Origin of the sequence: Pseudomonas borbori (assembly GCF_900115555.1) — a bacterium.
Classification (GTDB): domain Bacteria; phylum Pseudomonadota; class Gammaproteobacteria; order Pseudomonadales; family Pseudomonadaceae; genus Aquipseudomonas; species Aquipseudomonas borbori.
This window is the reverse complement of record NZ_FOWX01000011.1, coordinates 79,535-94,681: the sequence shown is the minus strand read 5'-3', so window position 1 is coordinate 94,681 and position 15,147 is coordinate 79,535. Positions and strand designations below refer to the sequence as shown.

The window sequence follows — 15,147 nt, the reverse complement described above, 5'->3', positions numbered from 1 at the left end:
CCTAGACTGCCTAGCTGGCAGGCCTAACTTGAGCTTAGCAGTGCCATCTGCAAGTCAACAAAACTGCAGCCGTTCAGGACGAATGGTTATATGAGCGTGGCTGAGAGCCGCTGGATACGGCACCCGGATTCAGGCTTACGCAACAGGACAACCCACAAATCTAGAGGTGCGGCTCGTTGCTCACTCCATGGGGGACATGCCCGGTAGCGACGACCTCGCGGGCTTTCTCGCAGTGTCCCGCCTGGTCGTCGAAGAAAACGTCGGCACCGAAGGTCTCGAGAATCGCCGCCTTCTCCAGCCCGCCCAGAAAGAATGACTCATCCAGGCGAATATTCCACTCGCGCAAGGTACGGATCACCCGCTCGTGGGCTGGAGCCGAACGAGCAGTGACCAGGGCCGTGCGAATCGGGCAGGCCTCCTCGGGAAACTCCTGCTGCAGGAGATGCAGGGCAGCCAGGAAGGGCTTGAAGGGCCCACCGCCAAGCAATTCACGAGCCGACTCACGCTCATGGCTCTGAAAGGCCTCCAGGCCACCCTGCTGATAGACCCGCTCGGACTCGTCGGAAAACAGCACGGCATCGCCGTCGAAGGCAATGCGCAGCTCATTGCTCGCGGCCCGCCGCGCCCCACCGGAGAGGATGGTGGCCGCGCCGAATCCCGAGCGTAGCGCGCTGCGTACATCTTCGGCGTGCGTCGAGAGAAACAGATGGCAGCCGAACGCCGCCAGATAGGGATCGGGGCTGCGCCCGCCGACAAAGGCCGCGCGCGAGATGCCCAGGCCGTAGTGCTGGATCGAATTGAACGCGCGCAAGCCGGTATCGGCGCTGTTGCGCGACACCAGAATCACCTCCACCCGCGCCTGGCCCAAAGCACTGTTCAACCCCAGCAGCTTCTCGACCAGGGGGAAAGCGTCACCGGGCATGAGAATCTCGTCCTCATGTTCGATCTGATAGCGGCGATAGGCTTCGACCCCCTCCCCCTCGTACACACGATGACTCTCGCGCAGATCGAACAGCGCCCGCGAGGAAATCGCCAGCACCAGCTTGTCGCCCATTCCCGTGCTCATGCTCACCTCAATATCCGTAAGTATTCGGCCACCATGTGCGACCATCCGAGCGGGCCAATGCCCCGCTCAAGGCCTCGAGCGAATCAGCCAGGCGCAAACGAATGCGCGCCCATCCCGCACGACAAACAGCGTCGGCAGTGAAACACCTCATGGCGTGCAGCCAGGCCCGCATGGTCGACCGTCGATCCCGGCCAGGCGCGTGATCGGCAAGACCAATACCAGCAGTTCCCGGTGCGTCCAGCAGCAATCGTTACAACCTGTGCGGGTAAAAATCACCAGCGAAGTACCGGGTAGAGCCAGCAAGCTGACGATCCGCAGCACAGTCGGTCAGTTGCGATTCAGTCACTATACTGTCCAAAACGATGGCAAATTAATGGCATAGGGAAGCGATTGTCATGCGACATTTTCTGCGTCACCCCAGCGATATGCCGGTGGAGCTGGTACTCCGCAAACAGACCTTTATCCCCAAACAGCGGCTCAACAATATCAGTCTCGGCGGGGTGGCGTGCAATTGCAGATGCGGCTTTCGTCGTGGCACCGCGATCGAGCTGCGCATCCCGCTATTTGGCGAGCAGGCACGCTACCCCGGGGTGGTGGCCTGGTGCCGCAAACAGCCCGAAGATTACCTGGTCGGCATTGCCTTTATCGACGAAGACACGTTATTTCGTGCACGCATGGTCGAACAGGTCTGCCAGATCGAACACTACCGCCAGCAACGCGAACTCGAACTGGGCGAGCACCTGGCGATCGAGAGCATCGCCGAGGAATGGATCGCCCAACACGCGGCCGAGTTCTCCAATGCCAGCCTGCAATCGCCGTTTCATTCCGTTTAACGACCTTAGACCCATTGTCTAGCCCGCCTGTAACGCGCTAAGGTTCCGTATCCCCGCTGTGCTCATAAATGCTGCGCTCCGCCACACGGGGAGCGCTGGCGGCCGGCACCCGTGACCTGACGACCCTGACCTGATGAAAAGCACGATGGCTGACTTACCGATCGATGACCTTAACGTTGCCTCCAACGAAACCCTGATCACGCCCGATCAGCTCAAACGCGAAATTCCGCTGACCGATGCCGCGCTGCACACTGTCGCCACTGGCCGTCAGGTGATTCGCGACATCCTCGATGGCAAAGACCATCGCTTGTTCGTGGTGGTCGGCCCCTGCTCGATTCACGACATCAAAGCCGCCCACGATTACGCCGAACACCTCAAGGCGCTCGCAGCAGAAGTGTCGGACAGCCTGTATCTGGTGATGCGCGTGTACTTCGAAAAACCACGTACCACGGTGGGCTGGAAAGGATTGATCAACGACCCCTACCTGGACGACTCGTTCAAGATCCAGGACGGCCTGCACATCGGTCGCCAGTTGCTGCGTGACCTGGCGGAAATGGGCCTGCCAACCGCTACCGAAGCCCTCGACCCGATCTCCCCACAGTACTTGCAGGATCTGATCAGCTGGTCGGCCATCGGCGCACGCACCACAGAATCACAGACTCACCGGGAAATGGCTTCGGGCCTGTCCTCGGCAGTTGGTTTCAAGAACGGTACCGACGGCGGCCTGACCGTAGCGATCAACGCACTGCAATCGGTTTCCAGCCCGCACCGCTTCCTCGGCATCAACCAGGAAGGTGGCGTGTCCATCGTCACCACCAAGGGCAATGCCTACGGCCACGTGGTGCTGCGCGGCGGCAACGGCAAGCCGAACTACGACTCGGTCAGCGTTGCCGTTTGCGAGCAGGAGCTGACCAAGGCCGGTATCCGCCCGAACATCATGGTCGACTGCAGCCATGCCAATTCGAACAAGGATCCGGCACTGCAACCGCTGGTGATGGACAATGTCGCCAACCAGATTCTCGAAGGTAACCAATCGATCGTTGGCCTGATGGTCGAGAGCCATCTGGGCTGGGGCAATCAATCGATACCGAAGGACCTCAACCAGCTCAAGTACGGCGTGTCGGTCACCGATGCCTGCATCGACTGGGACAGCACCGAAAAAACCCTGCGCAGCATGCATGCCAAACTCAAGGATGTACTGCCCAAACGTCATCGCGGCTAAATGCCACAGACACAAAAACGCCGGGCTCTGCCCGGCGTTTTCGCAAACATCTACCTCAGCCTTTGGCTCTATGGCGCTGACGGTGCTCCATATAACGCTCGACGTAGGAACACGAGGGAATCACCGAATAATCCATGCGCTCCGCGTACTGCAGGGCATGCTCGGTCAATGCCGCGGCAATACCACGACCGCGCAAGGTGTTCGGCACGAAGGTGCGATAGATGTCCAGGGTCTGCTTGCCCAAATCCATATAGGCCAGGTACGCACGATCACCATCCACTGTGGTCTCGAACTGATGACCCACAAGGTCATGGTGAATGGACAACACCTCGCTCATCGCAACTCCTCTAAAAATAACCTGCAAACCATACCCGCACCTTAACGATATTTTCCAAGCGAAGCGACCTTGACATTGCACCATCATCGCCCTTGCGGGCGTAATCGTGGGCATTGACCGGCATTCCATGCCCCCCCCGGATGCCCTTTTCAGTTAAAAGCGGGGGGGGGGGCGTATGCAGGCATGCCGACTATCCGGACAGCTAGAACACACTCAAAAAGGCGATGCAGAACAGCACAGCGATCACCGGAATCAATACCGTCACGATGAAAATATCCTTGTAAGCCTGCCTGTGGGTCAAGCCCATGATCATCAGCATGGCAATCACTGCTCCGCAGTGTGGCAGCGAGTCAAAGCCACCCGAGGCGATACTGGCTATACGGTGCAGGACTTCGGGCTCGACGCCCATGTCCAGGTATTTCGGCGCCAGGGTCTGCATGAATATCTGCAAACCGCCGGAGGAAGAACCTACGATCCCCGAAACCACGCTGACCGAGGCAAAAATCGACAACAGCGGCGGCAAATCCACCGTCAGAACCCACTGGGCAAACTGGGCAAAGCCGGGGGTCTGGGTGACCACGCCACCAAAGCCGATCACCGCAGCTGTGTTCAGTAGCGGCATGATCGCATCGTCGGCCCCCTGGCCGAGCAGCGCGAGCGTATTGCTCCGCAAGCCAGCGAACAGCATGACCGCAATCCCAGTGGCGAAAACCAGGGCCAGGCTCGGCCAGAGAATCGGCTGCTGCAGACTGAAGCCCAGCAACTGACCCAGCAGGCCCTGTCCCGGGGCGATCGCGCCACTCAGCAGCAGCACGCGCGGCAGTATGATGACGCCCAGCACCACCAGGATAGGTACGACAGCCAGCCCCCAATGCGGCCCGGAACCCGGCGCACTGGCCAATTGTTCCATGCGTAAATCCTGTGCATTGGCCGCAAAACCCTCGCCGCGCTCGCGCGCCAGGCGCCATTCACGCTGAACGTAAGCCATGCCCAACACAACCATCAACACGCTCGCTGCCACACCAATCCAGGCACCGGCAAACAGATCGGTGCCCAAGGCGCTGGCGGCGATGACATTGTGAATCGAGGGCGTACCCGGCATAGCGGTCATGGTGAAGGTACCGGCGCCCAACGCCGTGGCGGCACAGAACAAACGCTTGGGCAGGTTGGCCTCACGCATCAAGGTGATACCCAGGGGATACATGGTAAAAATCACTACAAACACCACCACCCCGCCATAGGTCAACACTGCACAGACCAGCATGGTGACCCACAGGGTCCGACTAATGCCGAGACTGCGCGTAATCGCCTGGGCAATGCTGCTGGCCGCCTGACTCGCAGCCATGACCTTGCCAAAGATGGCGCCACAGAGGAACAGCACGAAGAACTTACCGGCAAAGGTAAAGGCACCCAACGGACCGAAAGGAAAATGCTCGAGTAGCGCCTGGGGGGCTTGCAAGCCATTGCTCAGCGCCACCATCAGGGCGCAGAACAGGGCCGCGATGAATATATTCACTCCGCGCAGCGCCATGAAAATCAGTAAGCCCAAGCCAACCAGCAACCCCGCATTCCCAAGCATCTGTCAACCTCCATTAATTCTTGTGCCTATCGATCATGCTGAACTGCAGCGCATGCTCGCGCAGCCACACCCCGGCCCCAACGCAATGCCGCTCACTCAAGCCCGATGCGCAGGATGAAATCCAGCGCTTGCCACGACTGCCCGGACGCCCTGTTTGCAACAACCGCAGCAAGCCCCCCCTTTAACCGTCTCGACAAAAAAGCAGCTGACATCCAGACTTTCGCAGCAAGTCCGCCCCGGGTCAGCGGCTTCACCGCCGTCGCGATGGCGTGACGTGTTATAGCAGCAAACTCCGCGAGGCTGCAGAAACAACGAAAACCGTATGTTTTTCATACAGCGCAGCACAACTTGACACTACGTCCTCGGCCAACATGAAAAAAACATGCTGCGCTTGCACCGCCTACATTTACTTACTAAAAGTTATGGGTAGTATGTACGCCGGCTAATTTCCTACTGTCTGGAAATTGCTTTTATGGATAACTCCACCTCAAGGGGAACACGATGAACAATGTTTTGAAATTCTCTGCTCTGGCTTTGGCCGCTGTTCTGGCTACCGGTTGCAGCAGCATGTCCAAAGAAACCGAAGCACGTCTGACCGCTACCGAAGACGCTGCTGCTCGTGCTCAAGCCCGTGCCGATGAAGCCTATCGCAAGGCTGACGACGCTATGGCAGCTGCTCAGAAGGCTCAGCAAACTGCTGACGAAGCCAATGAGCGCGCTCTGCGTATGCTGGAAAAAGCCAGCCGCAAGTAATAGCCCTAAAAGGCTAACTAAAGCCGATCCCTTAACAGGATCGGCTTTTTTATGGTGGCCCGGCCGGGCGCACCCATAAAAAAACCGCCGGCGTTTCCGCGCAGCGGTTTCTGGTCGGTTTCCGGCAATCAGATATCGTCGACGCCACTAGCGGCTACGGTCACGCCCGATTCGGCAATAGACACCGGCAGTCCATCTTCAGCGGCCACCACTTCGCGCACCATATCCCAATCCAGTCGCAGACCGCCCAGCTCTTCGCGCTTGAGTAGCGCATTGATAACCGCCGCATGCCTGTCAACGATGGAGGACTCGCCTGTGTCGTCAAGCGGCGCATGCGCCTCCAGGTACACCTTGCCGTTGCTCAAGCCAAATTTGTATGGCTCGTTGATGATCCGCACAGGCGTGCCGACCGGCACCATGTCGGCCAATTGCAGCACGTTATGGTTGAGCATACGGAAACAGCCGTGGCTGACGCGCATACCGATACCGAATTTCTTATTCGTGCCATGGATCAGGTAACCGGGGGTCGACAATGACATCTTGTAGGGTCCCAGCGGGTTATTCGGCCCAGGCGGCACATAAGCCGGCAGCGGATCGCCATCGGCAGCGTGCTCTTCGAGGATCGACTTCGGTGGAGTCCAGCCCGGGTTCGGCGTTTTAGCCGTGATACGCGCATCGGTCACCGGAGAGCTCCAGCCTTCGCGACCAATACCCAGGGGATAGGTGTGCACCACGTCCTGCCCTTTCGGGAAGTAATACATGCGGTACTCGGCAAGGTTGATCACAATCCCCTCGCGCGGCCCGGAAGGCAGAATGAAACGCGTGGGCAGGATGATTTCCGTACCCTCACCCGGCAGCCAGGCATCAACCCCGGGGTTAGCCGCGATCATTTCCAGATAACCCAGATCGTTGGCCACGCCAAGATCGGCAAAGGTATCTTCGTACCTGGCCTTGATCACCTGCACCTGACCGACAATATCCTCGCCGGGCGGCGGCAAAGGCAACTCCATGGCAGAGACTGAGCTGGCGCCGAGCAACGCGCAAAGCGGCAAGCAACGGGCGACTATAGAAAGGCGCGGCAACATCCGGAAATCCCTGACAAAAAATGGCTGACAAATAACCGGGTAATTGTACATCGGTTGTGAAAATATCCAATGTGCCGAGATTGGGCACAGCAAGACGAAAGTGATCTCACAACCGCTCAGCCGGTGAAATATCGAACGCCGTCGCGCCTAGCCGTATCCAGGTGCTCACGGCAAGGCGCACCACGCAACGTCAGCGGCGGTCATAGCAAGCGGGATGCTCAGGCCAGAGCGACCGCTGCCCACGGCGATGCGCGTCGAGGGTAGTACGGCATGCCGAACACAGGCGCGCGTCGCGCAGCCTGGTCTTGTCCAGCTCGCGCCAGAGCGGCTGCGCCGGCAACAACCCACCGCACAAAGTACGATCGGCAAAGCCACCCAACTCGAGCTGACGCGCGACCAGATGCACGCGCACCTCACGACAGGCGAACAGGTCAAGCTGCTCATCCGGTTCGATCAGTTGATAGGCGTACAAGGACCAGGCAGAACGCGGCATTGATGACTCCTAGGCGGGGGCGCCACATTAGCCGAAAGGCTGCCTGCGGAAAAGCCTATCAAGGCAGCGCCTGACGGTGCTCACCAGAGCGTTCTACAGGAGTATCGACTGAGCAGCGACGCCGAAGGTGGCCCTAATACATGCCAGCACGCAGCAGCATTTCGGGCCACTTCCAGCCAGTTCGAGAAAGAAGGGAGACAATCGCCCAGGCCAATATGGCAAGCCCATTCCCCCCGACCCGGCACGCTCCATCGATCAGGATCACCGAGGCATTCCGGCCTGCACCGGGCCAGACTGCCCGCACGAACCAGCGGTAGAGACGGCGCCTTTGGCTGCATACGATTAATCAGAGGCGAGGCAACAAGCCCTCACGCATGAATTTCGGCGCGATATAGCGCTCGTAATGGGCCTCGGAGAGCAGGAAAAACTCGCGATCGATGGCATCACGCAACTCTGGCAAGGTCCAGTCGCGAAACTCGGGCAACAACACAATACCGTAGGCTTGCAGCTGGTTGATCGCTCGTGCACCACGGGCAATCAGTTGGTAGGCCCAGCAATAAGGCGACTGCCGCGGCACGAAACGAATCCCCCGCCGCTCCAACTGGCAGCGCAGGCGCGCGTCATCGAAGACCTCCAGCTTTGCCGTCATCACTTGCACCAGCAGCACCTCGAGGCGCAGCCAGACTGCGTATTTTTCCTCGTCGCTATAGCCGTTCCAACTGATCACCTCATGGTGAAAGCGCTTGCAGCCACGGCACACCAGGTCACCATAGACAGTGGAGCAGAGGCCGACACATGGGGTTTTGATGCGCTGGTTGGGCATGGCGAAGATGGGTACATGCTAACGGAAAGGCTGGCATGTTAGCCCTTTGTCTAAGTCAGTTCACCCTTGTCGACGGGCTGACTGGACACTACCGCGCGCCTGGCTGCGGCATGGACAAAAGGCCGGACAAGCGTCCTAACCGCATGAAAATCAAGCTTTTCGCCGATTTTCCCAGCACCTGTCCGTCTTAAACCGGATATTTGCCCGGCCTGCGCGCCGCGGGGCTTTAGCTTAACTTTATCCGAGCTTTCCAGTAGAATCGGCCCGCCTTTTATAGGCGCCAATGTCCGTTGGAAGCTGTTTTCAAAGCGTCACGAGCACAGTAGATCCTGCAGGTACGATGTTGGCACAGGCACCTGGAACGCCCTTTCAAGTGTCTGCGCCAGCCCTCATCAAGCCGTCCTGCCGGCGTAAAACTTTGAAAACAGCTTCTGCAAAGAAACCCCTGAAACCTCGGCTGAGCGGCCCACAACGCCACGAAGCGCCTGGTTCAGGGTTTTCTGGATCGCGTCCCGGACAACCCTTTGGGACCACTGATGAGGGTAATAACTGTGCTTGAAGCCTATCGCAAACATGTAGCAGAGCGTGCCGCTCAGGGTATCGTGCCCCAGCCGCTGAACGCCGAACAAACCGCAGGCCTGATCGAGCTGCTGAAAAACCCGCCGGCCGGTGAAGAAGCCGTTCTCCTCGACCTGATCACCAACCGCGTGCCGCCAGGCGTCGACGAAGCCGCCTACGTCAAGGCCGGTTTCCTCTCTGCCGTTGCCAAAGGCGAAGTCACTTCCCCACTGATCAGCAAGCAACACGCCGTCGAACTGCTCGGCACCATGCAAGGCGGTTACAACATCGCCACCCTGGTCGAGCTGCTCGACGACAGCGAACTGGCTGGCGTGACTGCCGAGCAACTGAAGCACACCCTGCTGATGTTCGATGCCTTCCACGACGTCGCGGAAAAAGCCAAGAACGGCAACGTTCACGCCAAAGGCGTGCTGCAATCCTGGGCTGACGGCGAGTGGTTCAAGAACCGCCCGACCCTGGCCGACAAGATCAGCCTGCGCGTATTCAAGGTCACCGGCGAAACCAACACCGACGACCTGTCGCCGGCTCCAGACGCCTGGTCGCGCCCGGATATCCCGCTGCACGCCCTGGCCATGCTGAAAATGGCCCGTGACGGCATCGTGCCGGACGAGCAAGGCGTAACCGGCCCGATGAAGCAGATCGAAGCCATGCGCGGCCAAGGCTTCCCGATTGCCTACGTCGGCGACGTGGTCGGCACTGGCTCCTCGCGTAAATCCGCCACCAACTCGGTGCTGTGGTTCTTCGGCGACGACATCCCCAACGTGCCGAACAAGCGCGCTGGTGGTTTCTGCTTCGGCAGCAAGATTGCGCCGATCTTCTACAACACCATGGAAGATGCCGGCGCCCTGCCAATCGAATTCGACGTTTCCAACATGCATATGGGCGACGTGATCGACCTGTACCCGCATGCTGGCAAAGTCTGCAAGCACGGCACCGACGAGGTGCTGGCCACCTTCGAAATGAAGACCCCGGTCCTGCTCGACGAAGTCCGTGCCGGCGGCCGCATCCCGCTGATCATCGGCCGCGGCCTGACCGACAAAGCCCGTGCCGAACTGGGCCTGGGCCCAACCGATCTGTTCAAACTGCCTGAGCCACCCGCCGCCAGCACCAAGGGTTTCACCCTGGCGCAGAAGATGGTCGGCAAGGCTTGCGGTCTGGCGGAAGGTCAAGGCGTGCGCCCTGGCACCTACTGCGAACCGAAGATGACCACCGTCGGTTCCCAGGACACCACCGGCCCGATGACCCGCGACGAGCTGAAAGACCTGGCTTGCCTGGGCTTCTCCGCCGACCTGGTAATGCAGTCGTTCTGCCACACCGCCGCGTACCCGAAGCCAATCGACGTCACCACCCACCACACCCTGCCGGACTTCATCCGCACCCGTGGCGGCGTGTCCCTGCGTCCTGGCGACGGCATCATCCACAGCTGGCTGAACCGCATGCTGCTGCCGGACACCGTCGGCACCGGTGGCGACTCGCATACCCGCTTCCCGATCGGCATCTCCTTCCCGGCCGGTTCCGGCCTGGTCGCCTTCGCCGCTGCCACTGGCGTAATGCCGCTGGACATGCCGGAGTCGGTACTGGTGCGCTTCAAGGGCAAACTGCAACCGGGCATCACCCTGCGTGACCTGGTGCATGCCATCCCTTACGTGGCCATCCAGAAAGGCCTGCTGACCGTCGAGAAGAAAGGCAAGAAGAACATCTTCTCCGGCCGCATCCTCGAGATCGAAGGCCTGGACGAGCTGACCGTGGAGCAGGCTTTCGAGCTGTCCGACGCCTCTGCCGAGCGCTCCGCTGCGGGTTGCACCATCAAGCTGCCGGAACAGGCCATCGCCGAGTACCTGCGCTCGAACATCACCCTGCTGCGCTGGATGATCAGCGAAGGCTACGGCGATGCCCGCACCATGGAACGTCGCGCCCAGGCGATGGAAGCCTGGCTGGCCGATCCGCAACTGATGGAAGCCGACAAGGACGCCGAGTACGCCGAAGTCATCGAAATCGACCTGGCCGAGATCAACGAGCCGGTGCTCTGCGCACCGAACGATCCGGACGACGCCCGTCTGCTGTCCTCGGTTCAGGGCGAGAAGATCGACGAAGTCTTTATCGGCTCGTGCATGACCAACATCGGTCACTTCCGCGCGGCCGGCAAGTTGCTGGAAAAAGTCGAAGGCACTCTGCCGACTCGTCTGTGGCTGTCGCCGCCGACCAAGATGGACCAGCATCAGCTGACCGAAGAAGGCTACTACGGCATCTACGGCAAAGCCGGCGCGCGCATGGAAATGCCGGGCTGCTCGCTGTGCATGGGTAACCAGGCACGCGTTGAGGCGAACGCCACCGTGGTCTCGACCTCGACCCGTAACTTCCCCAACCGTCTGGGCGATGGCGCCAACGTCTACCTGGCTTCGGCCGAGTTGGCCGCGGTAGCTTCGATCCTCGGTCGCCTGCCGACCGTCGAGGAGTACATGGTCTACGCCAAGGAAATCGACACCATGGCAGCGGACGTCTACCGCTACCTGAGTTTCGACCAGATCGCCGAGTTCCGTGAAGCCGCGGCCAACGCCCAGATCCCGGTCGTTCAAGCCTAAGCGTTACCCGCGTCAGAAGAGCCCCGCCCAGTGCGGGGCTTTTTCTTTTCTGAAGCTCTTGCAGGCGAATACCCAGCAGCTACCTTTTCAATAGGAATATCAACGAACACACTTACGGCATCAGGAGAAATGCATGAAAAACTGGCTAATCGCAGCTCTGTGCGCTTTCACCCTGGCAGGCTGCAGCAGCGAATACATCATCACCACCACCGATGGCCAGATGCTGACCAGCGATGGCAAGCCTCACCTGGACAAAGACACTGGAATGATCGAATTCACCGACAGCGAGGGCCGCAAGCAGCAGATCCCGCAAGGCAACATCAAGCAAATGCTTGAGCGCTGAGTCAAACCCGCCACACTGCCACTATTGCGCCAGCCATGGTTCCGCCGCCCTATTGCGTAGTGGCATACCACTTGCTTGGTTCCTGACAACAGAACCCTTCCAACGGCGGAAGCGGCTTGATAGACAATGGTGTTGCGCCAATCGCTGGGTCATTCAAGCATTGGCGCGGCATCTTTTTGTGTTGATCTGGGAAAAGCGCCATGAGCGAAGATGAAAATAGCCGTATCGATAGACAGGCTTGGGCTGCCGGCAGCTCGGCACCGGAAAAACGCATACTGAATCTGGGCTTCATGGCCCTGACCGATGCCGCCTCGGTGATTGTCGCCGCCACTCAGGGGTTTGCCGAGAAGTATGGTTTGACCATCAATTTGCAGCGCCAGGCATCCTGGGCCAGCCTGCGCGACAAACTGCTCAGCGGTGAACTCGATGCGGCGCACAGCCTCTACGGCCTGATCTATGGCGTACAACTCGGCCTTGGTGGTGCACCTGCTACCGATATGGCGGTGTTGATGGGCTTGAACCAGAACGGCCAGAGCATCAACCTGTCGCATGCCCTGCAATTCGCCGGGGTGACCACAAGCGACGCACTGAATCTGCGCGCGCACCAAAAAGGCGCAAGACTGACCTTCGCCCAGACCCTGCCCACCGGCACCCATGCCATGTGGCTGTATTACTGGCTCGCCAGCCAGGGAGTTCACCCACTCCACGATGTCGACAGCGTAGTGGTGCCGCCACCACAAATGGTCGCTCATCTCAAAGCCAGGCGCATCGACGGTTTCTGCGCCGGCGAGCCCTGGTGCGCCCAGGCGGTCGATGAGAACCTCGGTTTCACCCTGGCCACCACCCAGTCGATCTGGCCGGACCATCCGGAAAAGGTACTCGGCTGTACCCGCGCCTTTGTCGAGCAACACCCCAATACCGCGCGCGCCCTGGTGATGGCCGTGCTGGAGGCCAGCCGCTTCATTGACGAGAATGAAGAGAACAAGCGCAGCACCGCGCAACTGCTCAGTGGCAGCGACTATGTGGATGCACCACTGAGCGCCATCCAGCCCCGCTTCCTCGGTCAGTATCAGGACGGCCTCGGTCATGCCTGGCTGGATACGCATCCGCTGCGCTTTCACGCTGACGGCGCAGTCAACATGCCCTACATCTCCGACGGCATGTGGTTCATGACCCAGTTCCGCCGCTGGGGCCTGCTGCGCGACGATCCCGATTACCACGCTATCGCCCGTCAGGTGCAACAGCTTGACCTCTACCGCCAAGCGGCGGAGGCTTTGAATATCAGGGTACCGGCCGAACAGCGCAGTGCCACGCTGCTCGATGGCAGGACCTGGGATGGCTCAGATCCGGCTGGCTATGCCCGCAGCTTTACCCTCCACGCCTTGGCCGACAGCGACGCTGTCGCCCTGTAATTGCCCGGAGATTCACCCCATGCTGCGCATCCTATTGATCAACGACACCCCGAAGAAGGTCGGCCGCCTGAAAACCGCCCTGATCGAAGCCGGCTTCGAAGTGATAGACGAGTCCGGGCTGACCATCGACCTGCCCGAACGCGTCGAGGCAGTACGTCCCGACGTGATCCTGATCGACACCGAATCCCCCAGCCGCGACGTGATGGAGCAAGTGGTGCTGGTCAGCCGCGACCAACCGCGCCCAATCGTCATGTTCACCGACGAACACGACCCGGGCGTAATGCGCCAGGCCATCCAGTCCGGAGTCAGCGCCTATATCGTCGAAGGCATCCACGCCCAACGCCTGCAACCCATCCTCGATGTGGCCATGGCCCGCTTCGAGAGCGATCAGGCGCTACGCGCACAACTGCAGGCCCGCGACGCGCAGCTTGCCGAGCGCAAACGCATCGAACTGGCCAAGGGCCTGCTGATGAAGATGAAAAGCTGCAACGAGGAAGAGGCCTACACTCTGATGCGCCGTCAGGCCATGAGCCGACAGCAGAAGCTGTTGCAGGTCGCCGAACAGATCATCGCCATGCACGATATGTTGGGCGGCTGAAGCCGCCAGCGACAAGCTGCAAGCCATAAGCTGCAAGTAAAAGCGGGGAGGCTGGCCAAGTTACCCATACCCAGCCTTCCTGCCTCTCGACAGCCCCTACCCTTCCCGCTTATCTTCGCCACCTGGCCAGCGCACTGGCCAACGTCGCTCGGACGGTTCCGGGCGCTTACGTTTTCGAGGAAAGCATGGCTGACCAAGCTTCGCGCCGCTTCGCGCGCATCGATCGACTCCCCCCCTACGTTTTCAATATCACCGCCGAACTGAAGATGGCTGCCCGCCGCCGTGGCGAAGACATCATCGACTTCAGCATGGGCAACCCCGACGGCCCGACACCACCGCATATCGTCGAGAAGCTGGTGCAGGTCGCTCAGCGCGACGACACCCACGGCTATTCCACCTCCCGTGGCATCCCGCGTCTGCGCCGCGCCATCTCGCGCTGGTACCAGGATCGTTATGACGTGGAGATCGATCCGGAAAGCGAAGCCATCGTCACCATCGGCTCCAAGGAAGGCCTGGCACACCTGATGCTCGCCACCCTGGATCATGGCGACACCGTACTGGTGCCCAACCCCAGCTATCCGATCCATATCTACGGCGCAGTGATCGCCGGCGCCCAGGTGCGCTCGGTGCCGCTGATCCCCGGCGTGGATTTCTTCGCCGAGCTGGAGCGGGCCATCCGCGAGTCGATTCCCAAGCCGAAGATGATGATCCTCGGTTTTCCCTCCAACCCCACCGCGCAGTGCGTGGAGCTGGATTTCTTCGAGCGCGTGGTGGCCCTGGCCAAGCAGTACGACGTGCTGGTGATCCACGACCTGGCCTATGCCGACATCGTCTACGACGGCTGGAAGGCGCCCTCGATCATGCAGGTACCGGGGGCCAAGGACATTGCCGTGGAGTTCTTCACCCTGTCGAAAAGCTACAACATGGCCGGCTGGCGTATCGGCTTCATGGTCGGCAACAAGGAACTGGTCAACGCCCTGGCGCGGATCAAGAGCTACCACGACTACGGCACCTTCACGCCGCTGCAAGTCGCCGCCATCGCGGCCCTGGAGGGCGATCAGCAGTGCGTGCGCGATATCGCCGAGCAGTACCGCCAGCGCCGCAATGTGCTGGTCAAGGGGCTGCATGAGATCGGCTGGATGGTGGTGAATCCGAAAGCCTCGATGTACGTCTGGGCCAAGATTCCCGAAGCCTATGCCCAGCTCGGCTCCCTGGAGTTCGCCAAGAAGCTGCTGCTGGATGCCAAGGTCTGCGTCTCACCCGGCATCGGCTTCGGCGATTATGGCGATGACCATGTGCGCTTTGCCCTGATCGAAAACCAGGATCGCATCCGCCAGGCCGTGCGCGGAATCAAGGCGATGTTCCGGGCAGATGGCCTGATTCAAGCGCCAGTGCCGAGCAAACCGCGCAAGGCCCCGCCTAGCTAAGCCAGCTGTCACCCT

General features: G+C 60.2%; 14 protein-coding genes. 8 read left to right on the top strand and 6 right to left on the bottom strand.

Going from position 1 to position 15,147, the window contains the following annotated elements; all coding sequences use genetic code 11:
- Nucleotides 1–160: 160 nt before the first annotated feature.
- Nucleotides 161–1,066 (bottom strand): 5'-nucleotidase, encoded by a 906-nt coding sequence (locus tag BM315_RS10435; protein WP_090500610.1) that lies wholly within the window; start codon nt 1,064–1,066, stop codon nt 161–163.
- Nucleotides 1,067–1,461: 395 nt separating this feature from the next.
- Between BM315_RS10435 and BM315_RS10430 the strand changes: the two genes are divergently transcribed.
- Together BM315_RS10430 and BM315_RS10425 are read left to right on the top strand one after the other, a co-directional pair.
- Nucleotides 1,462–1,899, top strand: a complete 438-nt coding sequence (locus tag BM315_RS10430) for a PilZ domain-containing protein (RefSeq protein WP_090500607.1) — start codon at nt 1,462–1,464, stop codon at nt 1,897–1,899.
- Between the two features lie 145 nt (nt 1,900–2,044).
- Nucleotides 2,045–3,121, top strand: a complete 1,077-nt coding sequence (locus BM315_RS10425) for a 3-deoxy-7-phosphoheptulonate synthase (RefSeq protein ID WP_170862195.1) — start codon at nt 2,045–2,047, stop codon at nt 3,119–3,121.
- A gap of 55 nt (nt 3,122–3,176) precedes the next feature.
- Here BM315_RS10425 and BM315_RS10420 read toward each other — a convergent pair whose 3' ends face one another.
- Nucleotides 3,177–3,458 carry a GNAT family N-acetyltransferase gene (locus tag BM315_RS10420; RefSeq protein WP_090500603.1) on the bottom strand — a complete coding sequence of 94 codons (282 nt, stop codon included), beginning with the start codon at nt 3,456–3,458 and terminating at the stop codon, nt 3,177–3,179.
- A gap of 202 nt (nt 3,459–3,660) precedes the next feature.
- A complete protein-coding gene (locus BM315_RS10415) occupies nt 3,661–5,037 on the bottom strand; it encodes a GntP family permease (protein ID WP_090500601.1) in 1,377 nt (458 codons plus the stop codon).
- 501 nt (nt 5,038–5,538) lie between these two features.
- Here BM315_RS10415 and oprI point away from each other — a divergent pair.
- A complete protein-coding gene (gene oprI / locus BM315_RS10410) occupies nt 5,539–5,790 on the top strand; it encodes an outer membrane lipoprotei OprI (protein WP_090242095.1) in 252 nt (83 codons plus the stop codon).
- Between the two features lie 128 nt (nt 5,791–5,918).
- On the opposite strand, the gene BM315_RS10405 is transcribed toward oprI, so the two are convergent.
- The 3 genes from BM315_RS10405 to BM315_RS10395 all read right to left on the bottom strand — a co-directional run bounded on the left by BM315_RS10405 (nt 5,919) and on the right by BM315_RS10395 (nt 8,191).
- Nucleotides 5,919–6,875 (bottom strand): L,D-transpeptidase family protein, encoded by a 957-nt coding sequence (locus BM315_RS10405; RefSeq protein ID WP_090500599.1) that lies wholly within the window; start codon nt 6,873–6,875, stop codon nt 5,919–5,921.
- Nucleotides 6,876–7,065: 190 nt separating this feature from the next.
- On the bottom strand, nt 7,066–7,368 hold the full coding sequence (locus tag BM315_RS10400) for a hypothetical protein (protein ID WP_090500598.1): 303 nt from the start codon (nt 7,366–7,368) through the stop codon (nt 7,066–7,068).
- A gap of 346 nt (nt 7,369–7,714) precedes the next feature.
- Nucleotides 7,715–8,191 carry a DUF1289 domain-containing protein gene (locus BM315_RS10395; protein WP_090500596.1) on the bottom strand — a complete coding sequence of 159 codons (477 nt, stop codon included), beginning with the start codon at nt 8,189–8,191 and terminating at the stop codon, nt 7,715–7,717.
- Between the two features lie 551 nt (nt 8,192–8,742).
- Here BM315_RS10395 and acnB point away from each other — a divergent pair.
- The 5 genes from acnB (at nt 8,743) to alaC (ending at nt 15,132) form a co-directional block, all read left to right on the top strand.
- Entirely contained in the window at nt 8,743–11,352 is a 2,610-nt protein-coding gene (acnB, locus tag BM315_RS10390; protein ID WP_090500594.1) for a bifunctional aconitate hydratase 2/2-methylisocitrate dehydratase, read from the top strand.
- A gap of 133 nt (nt 11,353–11,485) precedes the next feature.
- Nucleotides 11,486–11,695, top strand: a complete 210-nt coding sequence (locus tag BM315_RS10385) for a YgdI/YgdR family lipoprotein (protein ID WP_090500593.1) — start codon at nt 11,486–11,488, stop codon at nt 11,693–11,695.
- A 200-nt stretch (nt 11,696–11,895) separates the two neighbouring features.
- Entirely contained in the window at nt 11,896–13,107 is a 1,212-nt protein-coding gene (locus BM315_RS10380) for a CmpA/NrtA family ABC transporter substrate-binding protein (RefSeq protein ID WP_090500591.1), read from the top strand.
- Nucleotides 13,108–13,126: 19 nt separating this feature from the next.
- Nucleotides 13,127–13,705 carry an ANTAR domain-containing response regulator gene (locus BM315_RS10375; protein WP_090500590.1) on the top strand — a complete coding sequence of 193 codons (579 nt, stop codon included), beginning with the start codon at nt 13,127–13,129 and terminating at the stop codon, nt 13,703–13,705.
- 185 nt (nt 13,706–13,890) lie between these two features.
- Complete coding sequence (gene alaC, locus BM315_RS10370; protein ID WP_090500588.1) at nt 13,891–15,132, top strand: alanine transaminase; 1,242 nt, start codon at nt 13,891–13,893, stop codon at nt 15,130–15,132.
- Nucleotides 15,133–15,147 lie beyond the last annotated feature (15 nt).

Coding starts and splice junctions, on each gene's coding strand:
- BM315_RS10380 (WP_090500591.1), top strand. CDS start 11,896: ATGAGCGAAGATGAAAATAGCCGTATCGATAGACAGGCTTGGGCTGCC.
- alaC (WP_090500588.1), top strand. CDS start 13,891: ATGGCTGACCAAGCTTCGCGCCGCTTCGCGCGCATCGATCGACTCCCC.
- BM315_RS10400 (WP_090500598.1), bottom strand. CDS start 7,368: ATGCCGCGTTCTGCCTGGTCCTTGTACGCCTATCAACTGATCGAACCG.
- BM315_RS10415 (WP_090500601.1), bottom strand. CDS start 5,037: ATGCTTGGGAATGCGGGGTTGCTGGTTGGCTTGGGCTTACTGATTTTC.
- oprI (WP_090242095.1), top strand. CDS start 5,539: ATGAACAATGTTTTGAAATTCTCTGCTCTGGCTTTGGCCGCTGTTCTG.
- BM315_RS10435 (WP_090500610.1), bottom strand. CDS start 1,066: ATGAGCACGGGAATGGGCGACAAGCTGGTGCTGGCGATTTCCTCGCGG.
- BM315_RS10375 (WP_090500590.1), top strand. CDS start 13,127: ATGCTGCGCATCCTATTGATCAACGACACCCCGAAGAAGGTCGGCCGC.
- BM315_RS10405 (WP_090500599.1), bottom strand. CDS start 6,875: ATGTTGCCGCGCCTTTCTATAGTCGCCCGTTGCTTGCCGCTTTGCGCG.
- BM315_RS10420 (WP_090500603.1), bottom strand. CDS start 3,458: ATGAGCGAGGTGTTGTCCATTCACCATGACCTTGTGGGTCATCAGTTC.
- BM315_RS10395 (WP_090500596.1), bottom strand. CDS start 8,191: ATGCCCAACCAGCGCATCAAAACCCCATGTGTCGGCCTCTGCTCCACT.
- BM315_RS10425 (WP_170862195.1), top strand. CDS start 2,045: ATGGCTGACTTACCGATCGATGACCTTAACGTTGCCTCCAACGAAACC.
- BM315_RS10385 (WP_090500593.1), top strand. CDS start 11,486: ATGAAAAACTGGCTAATCGCAGCTCTGTGCGCTTTCACCCTGGCAGGC.
- BM315_RS10430 (WP_090500607.1), top strand. CDS start 1,462: ATGCGACATTTTCTGCGTCACCCCAGCGATATGCCGGTGGAGCTGGTA.